The organism is Microbacterium sp. gxy059 (assembly GCF_050958665.1).
Lineage (GTDB): Bacteria > Actinomycetota > Actinomycetes > Actinomycetales > Microbacteriaceae > Microbacterium.
Window position 1 is genome coordinate 68,683 of record NZ_JAMXWT010000014.1, and the last position, 12,107, is coordinate 80,789.

Annotated in this window: 11 protein-coding genes; 5 read left to right on the top strand and 6 right to left on the bottom strand. The window is 72.6% G+C overall.

Translation table 11 applies throughout. The annotated features are described in order from the left end of the window. Positions 1-7: 7 nt before the first annotated feature. From NHL53_RS09650 to NHL53_RS09665, 4 genes are all read left to right on the top strand, one after another. Positions 8-1,132 carry a hypothetical protein gene (locus NHL53_RS09650; protein WP_433776652.1) on the top strand — a complete coding sequence of 375 codons (1,125 nt, stop codon included), beginning with the start codon at positions 8-10 and terminating at the stop codon, positions 1,130-1,132. A gap of 144 nt (positions 1,133-1,276) precedes the next feature. Continuing rightward, on the top strand, positions 1,277-2,356 hold the full coding sequence (locus NHL53_RS09655; RefSeq protein ID WP_433776653.1) for a hypothetical protein: 1,080 nt from the start codon (positions 1,277-1,279) through the stop codon (positions 2,354-2,356). A 93-nt stretch (positions 2,357-2,449) separates the two neighbouring features. Continuing rightward, a complete protein-coding gene (locus tag NHL53_RS09660; protein ID WP_433776654.1) occupies positions 2,450-3,535 on the top strand; it encodes a hypothetical protein in 1,086 nt (361 codons plus the stop codon). A 51-nt stretch (positions 3,536-3,586) separates the two neighbouring features. Beyond that, the gene (locus tag NHL53_RS09665) at positions 3,587-4,762 is read left to right on the top strand and encodes a hypothetical protein (RefSeq protein ID WP_433776655.1); all 1,176 of its coding nucleotides are present in this window, start codon (positions 3,587-3,589) and stop codon (positions 4,760-4,762) included. Between the two features lie 102 nt (positions 4,763-4,864). Here NHL53_RS09665 and NHL53_RS09670 read toward each other — a convergent pair whose 3' ends face one another. The 6 genes from NHL53_RS09670 to NHL53_RS09695 form a co-directional block, all read right to left on the bottom strand. Then, entirely contained in the window at positions 4,865-5,263 is a 399-nt protein-coding gene (locus NHL53_RS09670; protein ID WP_433776656.1) for a DUF779 domain-containing protein, read from the bottom strand. Further along, complete coding sequence (gene exaC, locus NHL53_RS09675; RefSeq protein WP_433776657.1) at positions 5,263-6,792, bottom strand: acetaldehyde dehydrogenase ExaC; 1,530 nt, start codon at positions 6,790-6,792, stop codon at positions 5,263-5,265. Before exaC ends, NHL53_RS09670 begins: the two co-directional genes overlap by 1 nt. Before the next feature lie 165 nt (positions 6,793-6,957). Continuing rightward, positions 6,958-8,259, bottom strand: coding sequence for a GAF domain-containing protein (locus tag NHL53_RS09680; RefSeq protein ID WP_433776658.1), 1,302 nt, complete (start codon positions 8,257-8,259; stop codon positions 6,958-6,960). 332 nt (positions 8,260-8,591) lie between these two features. Continuing rightward, positions 8,592-9,362: a GNAT family N-acetyltransferase gene (locus NHL53_RS09685; protein ID WP_433776659.1), complete on the bottom strand. Its 771-nt coding sequence runs from the start codon at positions 9,360-9,362 to the stop codon at positions 8,592-8,594. Positions 9,363-9,475: 113 nt separating this feature from the next. Next, a complete protein-coding gene (locus NHL53_RS09690; RefSeq protein ID WP_433776660.1) occupies positions 9,476-10,297 on the bottom strand; it encodes an NAD-dependent epimerase/dehydratase family protein in 822 nt (273 codons plus the stop codon). Further along, positions 10,294-11,361 carry a lactonase family protein gene (locus NHL53_RS09695; protein ID WP_433776661.1) on the bottom strand — a complete coding sequence of 356 codons (1,068 nt, stop codon included), beginning with the start codon at positions 11,359-11,361 and terminating at the stop codon, positions 10,294-10,296. The genes NHL53_RS09690 and NHL53_RS09695 overlap by 4 nt, the downstream gene beginning before the upstream one ends. Positions 11,362-11,466: 105 nt before the next feature. Between NHL53_RS09695 and NHL53_RS09700 the strand changes: the two genes are divergently transcribed. Then, a complete protein-coding gene (locus NHL53_RS09700; RefSeq protein WP_433776662.1) occupies positions 11,467-12,057 on the top strand; it encodes a TIGR00730 family Rossman fold protein in 591 nt (196 codons plus the stop codon). Positions 12,058-12,107 lie beyond the last annotated feature (50 nt).

The window sequence follows — 12,107 nt, forward strand, 5'->3', positions numbered from 1 at the left end:
TGAGGGGATGAGCACCGCCCCGGCCTTCGACGCCCGCCCGCTCACCGAGCCCGTCGACCGCCGGGCGGTCGCGGAGTACGCCCGGCGGCGGGGGCAGACGCTCGAGGCTCCGCCGATGACGGCGGGCGATCGCACCAGCCGCGTCATCGCGATCGTCTACGTGGTCCTCTTCGCGCCGCTCTCGGTCGTGCTGCTGGCCCTCGGGATCTCTCGCGGCAGCGCCCAGCTCGCCGCCTCCGGGGTCGCGCTGCTCGCGATGGCGGGGTTCGCGATCTGGTTCGCGCCGCTCCGGGGGCGTCGCGGCGACCCCGAGAAGGCGTACCGCTTGCGGCGCTTCGCCGAGGCGAACGGGTGGGAGCACCACCCGGGGTACGACGATCCGGCGCTCCCGGGCACGATCTTCCGCCGGGGCGAGGCCCCGCGCTCGCGCGACCTCGTGCGGATCCGCGCGCCGCGATTCGTCGAGTTCGGCGACTTCCGGCACACGGTTCCCGCCGCTCGGAAGCCGCGCGAGACGACCTGGGGCTACGTGGCGGTGAGGCTCGACGCTCCCCTGCCGCACCTTCTCCTCGACGCGGTCGCCACGCGTCCCCGCGATGGCGCGAAGCTGCCCGCGCACCTCGCCCCGCAGCAGAGGCTCTCGCTCGAGGGCGACGTCGACCGGCACTTCTCGCTGTTCTGCCCCGCGGGGTACGAGACCGACGCGCTGTACCTCTTCACCCCGGATCTCCTGGCGCGGCTCATCGACGGCGCCCCCGATCTCGACGTCGAGATCGTCGACGACTGGCTCTTCCTCTACGCGTACGGCCGCGAGGGGAGCACCCTCGATCCGGCCCGCTGGGCGCAGCTGTTCGCCGTCGTGGGCATGCTGCTCGACCGTCTCGCCGCGTGGGGCCGGTGGCGCGACGAGCGCCTGACGGGGATGCCAGGGTCGGCGGCAGCCGCCCCGCCCGTCGCGCCGGATCACGAGGAGATCGCGCCGCTGCGCGCGCCGGCGGAGATCCCGAGGGGCGTCGCCTCGCCCGGCCGCCGCCTCGCGCGGCGCGACCGCACCGTCGCGACCGTGCTCATCACGGTGGGCGCCGTGCTCGCCGCGGGCCTCGCCTTCGCGCTCCCGTTCCTGCTGGGCTGACGTCGCCTCGCCCGCGCCCGTCTGCTCGGATCTCGCGGCAGGGGCGACGGTGTCGGCGGCTGCACCCCGCCTCGCCCCGGCCGCAGCATCGTCACGGCCCCGGCGACGCCGGGCATCCCCGCCCCACCCTCTACCGTGGACCCCATGAGCTCCTTCGACGCGCGTGCGCTGACGGATCCCGTGGATCGGCGGGAGGTGTCCCGGCATCGGCGCGAGATGCGGAAGCGGTTCCCGAAGACGCGGGGCGGCGACGAGACGGGGTCGAACCTCCTCTATCTCCTCCTGGGCGGCTTCTTCATCGTCTTCGGCACCTTCTTCTTCCTCGGCGCGCGCAGCCTCGACTTCCGGCCCGCGCCCGCCGGACTCATCGCCGCGTTCATCGGCGTCTTCCTGGTGATCCGCGGCGTGATCGGCCTCGTCCGGCATCGCAGCGGCACCCGCTGGTATCGGCTCGACCGCTTCGCGCGCGCCAACGGCCTCGCATACATCCCCGGGGTGCAGAAGCCCGACCTGCCGGGCATGATCTTCCGCGTCGGCAGCAGTCGGCACTCGCGCGATCTCGTGCGCGGATCCGATCCTCGCTTCGTGGAGTTCGGCAACTACCGCTACGTCACGGGATCCGGCGACGACCGCAAGACGCACCGCTGGGGCTACATCGCGGTGCGGCTCGACGCGCCCCTGCCTCACATCGTGCTCGACGCGAAGGGCAACAACGGGCTGTTCGGATCGAACCTGCCGGTCTCGCTGCGCAGCAGCCAGAAGCTGAGCCTCGAGGGCGACTTCGACCGGCACTTCGTGCTCTCGTGCCCCGAGGGCTACGAGGCCGACGCGCTCTACCTGTTCACGCCCGACATCATGGAGCGCTTCGTCGACAGCGCCGCCCAGCTCGACATCGAGATCGTCGACGACTGGCTCTTCTTCTACCTGCAGAATCGCGACGCCTCGACGCTCGACCCCGACCAGTGGGCATGGGAGTTCTCGATCGTCGGCGCGATGCTCGACAAGCTCGCCCAGTGGGGGCGCTGGCGCGACGAGCGGCTGGCGGCGCCCGTGGATCCGGATCACACCGAGGCGGACCCCCTGCGCGGCGTCGGCACGCTCACCCCGCCTCCGCGGGGTGTCGCGGAGGAGGGGCGGCGCCTCAAGACCTCCCGCGCGTCGTGGGTCGCGGTCGTGATCTTCTCCCTCGCGGTCTACGTGCTCGTGCGGTTCCTCAGCGGGTGACGGGATCCGCCTCCGGGTCGCGCCACCCGGCTCGTCCCCGGACTCGCGAGCGGCGCTCCGCCGTCACCCCGCGCCTCGTGCAAGAGTGACCGCATGTCCACCGCCTCGCCCGTCCCGTTCGATGCGCGCCCGCTGACCGAGCGGCTGACGAGGCGACGGGCCGTGCACGTGCTCGCCGAGCGTCGCCTGCCGCGGCCGATGAAGGTCGGCACGCGCACGATCGTCATCCTCGTCGAGATCGCGTTCGTCGTGCTGGGCATCGCGCTGATCAGGATCCTGCCGTCCACCGACGAAGAGCCGTTCTTCATCTTCGGCATCGTGATCGCCCTCATCGCCCTCGCGTTCCTCGCCGTCACGGTCGGCACCTCCCTGCGCGGCCGCTACGTCGACGAGGCGCGGCTCGCGCTGTTCGCCGAGGCGAACGCCATGGAGTACGAGCCGTTCTGGGGCGGCAACGGGCACCAGGGGATGATCTTCACGTTCGGCACCGCGCACACCACGCGCGACGTGCTGCGCAGCACCGTGCCCCGCGTCGTCGAGTTCGGCACCCACGACTACGAGCCGCCCGACTCCGAGTCGACGGTGCGCTGGGGCTACATCGCGGTGCAGCTCGACGCCCCGCTGCCGCACATCGTGCTCGACTCGACCGCCAACAACCGGATGGGCCGGTCGAACCTACCGCTCGTGTTCCCCGACGCGCGCGAGCTGGACCTCGAGGGCGACTTCGGCCGCCATTTCCGCCTGCTCTGCCCGCCCGGATACGAGACCGACGCCTACTATCTGTTCACGCCCGACGTCATGGCGCGCCTCCTCGACGCGGGCTCGCAGATCGACGCCGAGATCGTCGACGACTGGCTGTTCTTCTACATCGACGGCCGCCGGTCGACGCCCGTGGATCCGCGCCAGTGGGCCTGGATGTTCACGCTCGTCGCGGCGATGCTCGAGAAGACCGACCAGTGGGCGCGGTGGCGCGACGGCCACCTCGCCGACGGGACGGCGCCCGGATCCGCCCCGGAGGCGCCTGCGGTGCCGAGCGTGCCCGTCCTGCCGCCGCCCGAGGGCGTCGCCGACGACGGCAAGCGCCTGCGTCGGCGCACGCGCATCACGATCGGCAGCGTGATCGGCGGCATCGTGCTCATCTTCTTCGCCGTGCTCCGGGTCCTCGAATGGATCGGGTGAGAAGCGGATCCGCCCTCGGGTTCCGTCGCTCGCCGTGACAGGGTGGACGAGATGTCTGCCCCTCTCCCCTTCGACGCACGCCCGCTGACCGAGCCCCTCAGCCGCGGGGAGGCGAAGCGGATCCTCGCCCAGCGCGGGCGGAAGCCCGGGTGCGGCCCCGTCGCCGGGGCGATCGGGCTGGCGCTGTCGATCCTCGGCGTGCTGATCGGCCTCGTGCTCATGACGCAGGGCACCCCGACCAGCGACGCCCCGGTCGTGATCGGCGGCATCCTCACCGCCGTCGGCGCCGTCCTCATCGTCGCGGTCAGCGTGCTCAGGGGGCACGGCGACGTCACGCGCATCGCGCGCCTCGCCGCCTTCGCCGAGGCGAACGGCATGCGGTACGACGAGCGGCCCGGGCTCACCTCGTACGTCGAGCAGGCGCCGGGCATGATCTTCGACCGCCGCTTCACGCACCCCGTCACGAGCCACACGCTCTCCGCGCCCGCGCCCCGCCGCGTCGAGTTCGGCATCCGCAACTACGAGGAGTCGCAGAGCGAACGCCAGCGCTCCTGGGGCTACATCGCGGTGCAGCTCGACGCACCGCTGCCGCACATCGTGCTCGACGCCACCGCCAACAACCGGATGGGGCGCTCGAACCTGCCCCTCGTCTTCCCCGACGCCCGCGCGCTCTCGCTCGAAGGCGAGTTCGGCCGGCACTTCCGGCTGCTCTGCCCGCCCGGGTACGAGCCCGACGCCTACTACCTGTTCACGCCCGACGTCATGGCCCGCTTCGTCGACACCGCGGCCCGCCTCGACGTCGAGATCATCGACGACTGGCTGTTCTTCTACTTCGACGGCCGCCGCGCGATGCCCGTGGATCCGGATCAGTGGGCCTGGATGTTCTCGATCGTCGCCGCGATGCTCGAGAAGATCGGCCAGTGGGCCCGCTGGCGCGACGAGCGCCTCGCGGGCGGGGCGCCGGAAGGCGCGCCCCGGGACCTCGCGGAGGCGGTCGGATTCGCCGGGGTGCCGGATGGCGCGGGCGGGTCCGCTGCTCCCGCTCCGGGCGCGGGGGTGCCGCCCGTTCCGCCGGTTCCCGCGCCGGTTCCGGTGATGCGCCCGCCGAAGGGCGTCGCGCAGGGCGGGCGCCGCCTGCGCGCCCGCACGCCCCTCGGCATCGGCGGCATCGTGGTGCTCGTCGCGCTCACCGCGTTCTGGATCCTCGGAGAGTTCGGCGGATCCTGACGCGCCCTCCCCGCCCCACCCCCGCCGAGTGACCACGAGATCGCCGAGTGACCACCGAATATCGTGGTCACTCGCGGATTCCGTGGTCACTCGGCGACGGGGTCAGCCCGACGTCACGTCCTCCAGCCGCGCGAGTTCGTCGTCCGAGAACAGCCGTGACCGGATGAGGAAGCGCCTGCCGGTCGGCCCCTCGACGCTGAAGCCCACCCCGCGGCCGACGACGACGTCGATCGTGAGGTGCGTGTGCTTCCAGTACTCGAACTGCGACGCCGACATGAACACCTCGATCGGCTCGTCCAGCCCGACGTCGATCGCGCCGAGCCGCACGTCGCCCGGCCCCGTCAGGAACATGCCCGTCGGATAGCACATGGGCGAGGATCCGTCGCAGCAGCCGCCCGACTGATGGAACATCAGCGGCCCGTGCTTCTCCGTGAGGTCGCGGAGCAGGGCGGCGGCCTCCTCGGAGACCGCCACCCGTGCGATCCGCTCGCCGTCGGGCATCAGAACAGCCCCGCGGGCCCCTCGGCGTACGACACGAGGAGGTTCTTCGTCTGCTGGTAGTGCTCCAGCATCTTGAGGTGGTTCTCGCGGCCGATCCCCGACTGCTTGTATCCGCCGAACGCCGCGTGGGCCGGGTACTGGTGGTACGTGTTGGTCCACACGCGGCCGGCCTCGATGGCGCGGCCCGCCCGGTAGCAGGTGTCGGCGCTGCGGCTCCACACGCCCGCGCCGAGGCCGTAGAGGGTGTCGTTCGCGATCGAGATCGCGTCGTCGTAGGTCTCGAAGCGGGCGACCGAGACGACGGGTCCGAAGATCTCCTCCTGGAAGATGCGCATGTCGTTGGATCCCTCGAACACCGTCGGCGCGATGTAGAAGCCGCCCGAGAGGTCGCCTCCGAGGTCGACGGGCTCGCCGCCCGTCAGCACCTTCGCGCCCTCCTGCTTGCCGATGTCGATGTACGACAGGATCTTCTCGAACTGGTCGTTCGACGCCTGCGCGCCGATCATCGTCGCGGTGTCGAGGGGGTTGCCCTGCACCACCTGCGCGACCCGGTCGAGCCCGTCGGCGAGGAACGAGTCGTAGATGGATCCCTGGATCAGCGCCCGCGACGGGCAGGTACACACCTCGCCCTGGTTGAGGGCGAACATCGCGAACCCCTCCTTCGCCTTCTCGTAGTACGCGTCGCGCTCGCGCGCCACGTCGTCGAAGAAGATGTTGGGGCTCTTGCCTCCGAGCTCGAGCGTGACGGGGATGAGGTTCTGCGCCGCGTACTGCATGATGAGGCGCCCCGTGGTCGTCTCTCCCGTGAACGCGATCTTGCGGATCCGCGGATGCGACGCGAGCGGAGCGCCCGCCTCGATGCCGAACCCGTTGACGATGTTGACGACGCCGGGCGGGAGGAGGTCGCCGATGATCTCGAACAGCAGCAGGATCGACGCCGGCGTCTGCTCGGCGGGCTTCAGCACGACGCAGTTGCCCGCGGCGAGCGCCGGGGCGAGCTTCCACGTCGCCATGAGGATCGGGAAGTTCCACGGGATGATCTGCCCGACGACGCCGAGCGGCTCGTGGAAGTGATAGGCGACCGTGTCGTCGTCGAGCTGGCTGAGGGATCCCTCCTGCGCGCGGATCACGCCCGCGAAGTAGCGGAAGTGGTCGATCGCGAGGGGGATGTCGGCGGCGAGGGTCTCGCGCACGGGCTTGCCGTTGTCCCACGTCTCGGCGACGGCGATCCGCTCGAGGTTCTCCTCCATGCGGTCGGCGATGCGGTTGAGGATCACGGCGCGCTCGGCGGGCGTCGTGTGCTTCCAGCTGTCGAACGCCTTCCACCCGGCGTCGACGGCGCGGTCGATGTCGTCGGCGGTGCCGCGCGCGATCTCGACGAACGGCTGCCCGGTGACCGGCGTGATGTTCTCGAAGTACTCCCCGCCTGCGGGATCCGTCCACTCTCCGCCGATGTAGTGGCCGTAGCGGGGGCGGTAGCTGGCGGGGGATCCGGGCTGTCCCGGGGCTGCGTACACGTTCTGGGTCATCGCTCACTCCCTTGACTCGATCGCGGCCTCGTCGCCGCGCTCACGCCGGACACTACGCCGCGCCGGGTTGCATCGGATTGCGAGGGTGCCAGCGCGGGTGCGAGCGGTTCGGGGCGGGGTCCGGACGGCGAGCGGGGCGGGTGGCCCTGACCGCGGCGCGGCGGCTCAGAGCGCGTCCAGCCGGGCGACGATCCCCGCCCGACGGGGAGAACGCGGCGGCAGCAGCGCGAGGCACAGCCGCATCGCCTCGACATCGTCGGCGCCGAGTTCGGTGTCGAGGAATCGGAGGAGCACATCGAGGCAGGCGTCGGAGAGGATCGCCTCGCGGATCTCGGCTCGCAGCCGCTCCCGCAGCTCGACGACGCCCGGGGCGTGCGAGTCGGGCAGGACGTCGCCGGCCCATGCGGCGAGCGCGACCCGGTGGGCGCCTCGGGCAAGGAGCGATCGCACGTCGTCCGCGTCGGTGTCGAGGTCGGCAGTCAGCCGGTAGGGGCGCGATTCGAGAGTGAGCGACGGTGCGTGGCGGCGCAGCGCCTGCCGGAGCCGCACCATCTCGGGGCGCAGGGTGCCGACGGCGTCGGGCGCGCCGTAGACGAGCTCCGCGAGGCGCTCGGCGGTGACGCCGCGCGCGTGCGCGTGCAGCATGAGCAGCAGCTCGCTGTGCCGTTCGCTCAGCTCTGCCCCTCCCGCGGATCCGATCAGGGCGCGGTCGCGGCCGAGCACGCTCAGGCGGGTGCGCGTCCGGGTCCGGGTCGCGGGGCGGATCTCCGAGTGGGGCGGCGGCGCAGTGCGGGAGCGCATCCGGGAGAGCATCAGCTCGCTCTCGACGGCGCGCACGGTCGCCTCGACGAGCATCCGCGCCTGCGGGGCGGCGGCCGGGTCGCCGCCCGTGACGTCGAGGACGCCGAGCACGGCGCGCGTCTCGGGATCGCGGATGGGCGACGCCGTGCACGACCAGGGGCGGACGAGGCGGCTGAAGTGCTCGGGGCCGCGCACCTGGACGGCGCGTCCGAGGGCCAGCGCCGTTCCCGGGGCGGAGGTGCCCACGCGTTCCTCCGACCAGTTGGCGCCCTCGACGAACCCCATGTCGCCCGCGCGGACGCGCAGCCGGGTATCTCCTTCGACCCAGAGGAGGCGTCCGGCGATGTCGCCCACGGCGACGATGACTCCCGCCTCGGCGGCGTCTCCCGGCAGGAGCAGCTGTCGGATCACGTCCATCGCTCCGGCGAGGGGGTGCCTGCGGCGTTCGTCGTCGAGCTCGTCCGCGGAGAGGTCGAGCCGCGGGAGCGCATCGGCGACCCCGATGCGGGCGAGCGAGCGGCCCCAGGATGCGCGGACGACGGGGCGCACCTGCTGCAGCCGCGGATCCGCGTCGTTCCCGGCGAGCAGCTCGTCGTGAGCGCGCTCGACGATCGAGCGCGAGAACTCGACCGGCGCGCGATCCGGCGCGATCCACGGCGACGTCACGGCCGCTCCTTCCTCATCGAGGGAGCCTGTACTGGGGTCACAGTCTAGGCCGCGGCGGGGGCCGGCGGGCGGGTTTCGGCGCACCGCGGGACCCGCCCTGCGTCGAGCGACCACGAAACCGGCGAGATCCCCAGAAAATCGTGGTCGCTCGACGATCTGGTGGCCGCTCGACGCGAAGGAGGACCTACGCGGTACGTGCCGAACCTGGTGTGGCCTCGCAGAGCCATCGAGGGTTCGGCGCCGGGAACGTCCCGCCGAGTGACCACGAAACCGGAGAGACACCAAGAAAAACCTTGGTCACTCGCCGATCTGGGGGTCGCTCGACGCGGGGATCAGCGCGGGGCGCGCACTCCGAGGAAGGTGACGCGGCGGCGGATCTCGAAGCCGAGCTTCTCGTAGGCGGCGACGGCTCCGGCGTTCGTCTCGGAGGCGTGGAGCATGGCGCGGTCGCCGCGGGCGCGGATGCCGTGCACCACGTCGAGGACGAGCCGCGAGGCGAGGCCCTGTCTGCGGTGCGATTCGTCGGTGGAGACCGCGCTGATCTCGGTCCATCCGTCGGGTCGCAGGCGCTCCCCGGCCATGGCGACGAGGCGTCCCTCGCGGCGGATGCCGACGTAGCGGCCGAGTTCGCGGGTGCGGGGCAGGAACGGTCCGGGCTGGTTGCGCGAGACGATCGCGAGCATCTCGTCGACGTCGTCGGCGCCGAGCTCGACGGCCTCCTCGCTGGGCTCCGCGACGAGGCGCGGGGTCTCGACGAGCTGCAGACCGGATCCGCGCCGCGTCTCCTCCCACCCGTCGGGCAGCTGCGGGTCGGCGTGCGAGATCGAGATCTCGGCGCCGGGGCCGAACACGTCGACGAGGGCGTCCCAGACGTCGGGATCCTGCCACGACCGCACGCCGGTGAACGGCGAGACGTCGTCGGGGTAGTGCTTGACGAGGTCGTTGCCGAGGGCGAAGGCCGCGTGCGCGCCGGTGAGCGCCGACCAGGCGGGAGCGTCGAGCACGGCGTCGTCCGGCGCGAGCACCGGCCCGTCGTGCCCGAGATGCGTCCCGGCGGAGACCGGGGTGAGGCTGAGCTCGGGCGGGGGTGTGACAGCGGACATGCGCGCCTTTCGTGCGGGGAGGTGCCGGCCCCATCCTGCAACGCGGTGGATGTGCGTCTTCTTCCCGGGCGAGCGGGGAGCGGATCCGGCGCGCGCTCTGGGCAGGAGACTGCTCACCCCATCGCCTCCCCGAGCGGAGCGGTGGCGAATCCGGCGCCGAGGGGCGCGTCGGGGGCGACGCGGATGGCCTCCTCGTCGAACCGGTCGGCGAACTGCTCCGAGTCGTCGCGGGGCGTGAAGCCGATGCGGCGGGCGCCCTCGCTGGACAGCCACCCTCGGGTGTTGGCGGAGACGCCCCACACGTGCTGGAACGGCGGGATGTCGTTCTCGAGGGCGGCGTCGACGAGCGCCCGGGCGTCGCGGGGCGAGAGCCAGATGGCGAGGCGCTGGCCGCTGCGCGGCTCCGGGAAGCAGTGGCCGATGCGCACGGCCACGCCGCGCATGTCGCCGCGCTCGCAGAACAGCCGCAGGAGGTCTTCGGCGGCGGCTTTGCTCCAGCCGTAGAACGTGTCGGGGCGGGGCGTCGCATCGTCGGGAAGGCCGCCCGCGGGCGCCTCGCCGCGTGTCCAGAGGCCTGCCGCGTGGTTGCTCGATGCGAGGACGAACCGGCCGACGCCCGCGTCGCGCGCCGCCTCGAGCACGGTGCGGGTGCCGTCGACGTTGATGTCGAGGATCCGGCTCCACGCGTCTTCGCTGCTCACGCCCGCGAGGTGCACGACGTCGGTGACGCCCGTCATCGCCTGCCGCACCGCCTCGGCGTCGGCGATGCTCCCGACGATGCAGCGCACGTCGTCTCGCCCCTCGACGCCCTCGGGCTCGTCGAGATCGAACGCCACGTAGCGCCACCCGATGCGCGGCGGCCGGTCGAGCAGGATCCGCCCGACCTGCCCCGCGGCGCCCGTGATGAGCACCGTGCGCGAAGGCGCGTCGGTCACAGCCGCACCATGTCGACGCAGGCGGGGGCGCGGTGGGCGACGCGGATGCGCTGCTCGCGCCCCGAGAGAGCCGCGTCGATGTCGGCGACGATGTCGACGGCGTCGGAGCGCTGCGCCGCGAGCGCCAGCCCCGCGTCGTCGAGCCAGCCGCAGAAGCGGGGCATGGATCCGCCGATCGGGATCCATCCTTCGAGGCGCGGGGCGAGCGGGTCGGCTGCGATGTCGAACACCGCGAGCGCGTCGCCGCCGCCTGCGGACAGCACGCGGTTCGAGACGAAGACGCGCGTGCCGTCGGGGTCGACGAGGATCGCGCCGACCGCGCTGTCGCCGAACCAGTCGCTGCGCAGCGTGGTCTGCACGTGGTGCGGCACGAGGCCGTCTGCTCCGCGACGCAGCACGGCGAGCGTGTTGTCGAGCTCGTTCGCGAGGTAGACGACGTCGTCGCGGCGCGGATGCGCGGCGAGGTGGCGGGGGCCGGATCCGGGTCGCTGGGCGACGACGCCCGCGTGCGCGATGTCGCCGCCGCGCCAGTCGAAGAGGTGCACCGCGTCCTGCGCGCGGTCGGCGACGAGGAGCGTGCGCCCGTCGGGCGAGAACACGGCCTGATGCGGCTCGGCGGCGGTCTGCAGCGCATTGCGGCGCGTGGCGTCGGGCGCGAGGCCGGCGAGCGGCACCCGCGCGCGGACGCCGTCGAAGCGCCCGTCGCCCGAGAGCCCGACCGTCACGACGTCGCCGCCGGTGAAGCAGGCGACGGCGAGCGCGTCGCCGCGCGGCGCGACCGACAGGTGCACCGGCTCGTCGCTGCCGAGGTCGACGACGTCGACGACCCGCGCGCTGTCGGCGCCCGCCGGAATCGCGACGGCGGCGAGCGACGCCGCGGCGCTCTGCGCGACGTACAGCACGCGCCGATCCTCGTGCCACGCGAACCACGTGGGGTCGAGCAGATCGAGCACGGCAGCGAGCCGCGGACGCCCCGCGTTCCACTCATGCAGCGCCAGGCCCGCGGGCGCGGCCGCGTCGGATGCGCCGGAGAAGCCGCCGACGATGAGTGTCTCGCGCGTCATCACGGGGCCTTTCGCTCGCGGTTCGGGTTCTCGAACAGCCTGGCACGGGGGTCCGACATCCGACGCCGCGCGGGCCGTGTCAGACGCACGCCCTAGGCTGGGATCATGCGCTCTCTCTCCCGCGTCACCGTGTTCACCGGCTCGGCGCCCGGCAACGATCCGGCTTATCTCGAGGCCGCTCGCGCGGTCGGATCCGTCTTCGCGCAGCAGGGCACGGGGGTCGTATACGGCGGAGGGAATGTGGGCCTGATGGGCGCCGTCGCCTCGGCCGCGGGCCGGGCGGGCGGCGAGGTGATCGGCGTCATGCCCGAGGCGCTCGTCGACAAGGAGATCGCGCACCACGAGATCACGCGCCTCGAGGTCGTCCCCGACATGCACGTGCGCAAGATGCGCATGGCCGAGCTCGCCGACGCGTTCGTCGCGCTGCCCGGCGGCATCGGCACCCTGGAGGAGCTGTTCGAGGCGTGGACCTGGCTGCAGCTCGGCATCCACTCCAAGCCCGTCGCACTCTTCGACGTGAACGGATTCTGGGATCCGATGCTCGCGCTCGTCGACCGCCTGGTCGAGACGGGCTTCGTCGACGCCCGATTCCGCGAGGGCCTCGTCGTCGCGACCGACCCGCACGAACTGCTCGAGACCCTGCAGGCCTGGGAGCCCCCGGCCGCGAAGTGGACGCAGCCGGCCGATTCGGTGTGAGGCGCGCGAACGGGGACCGTCGAGGACGTGCTGGCCGAGCTCGACGCCAT

What these genes read in the sequence shown, in the direction of transcription:
- NHL53_RS09650 (WP_433776652.1), top strand. Translation starts at nt 8, where the DNA reads ATGAGCACCGCCCCGGCCTTCGACGCCCGCCCGCTCACCGAGCCCGTC.
- NHL53_RS09655 (WP_433776653.1), top strand. Translation starts at nt 1,277, where the DNA reads ATGAGCTCCTTCGACGCGCGTGCGCTGACGGATCCCGTGGATCGGCGG.
- NHL53_RS09660 (WP_433776654.1), top strand. Translation starts at nt 2,450, where the DNA reads ATGTCCACCGCCTCGCCCGTCCCGTTCGATGCGCGCCCGCTGACCGAG.
- NHL53_RS09665 (WP_433776655.1), top strand. Translation starts at nt 3,587, where the DNA reads ATGTCTGCCCCTCTCCCCTTCGACGCACGCCCGCTGACCGAGCCCCTC.
- NHL53_RS09670 (WP_433776656.1), bottom strand. Translation starts at nt 5,263, where the DNA reads ATGCCCGACGGCGAGCGGATCGCACGGGTGGCGGTCTCCGAGGAGGCC.
- exaC (WP_433776657.1), bottom strand. Translation starts at nt 6,792, where the DNA reads ATGACCCAGAACGTGTACGCAGCCCCGGGACAGCCCGGATCCCCCGCC.
- NHL53_RS09685 (WP_433776659.1), bottom strand. Translation starts at nt 9,362, where the DNA reads ATGTCCGCTGTCACACCCCCGCCCGAGCTCAGCCTCACCCCGGTCTCC.
- NHL53_RS09695 (WP_433776661.1), bottom strand. Translation starts at nt 11,361, where the DNA reads ATGACGCGCGAGACACTCATCGTCGGCGGCTTCTCCGGCGCATCCGAC.
- NHL53_RS09700 (WP_433776662.1), top strand. Translation starts at nt 11,467, where the DNA reads ATGCGCTCTCTCTCCCGCGTCACCGTGTTCACCGGCTCGGCGCCCGGC.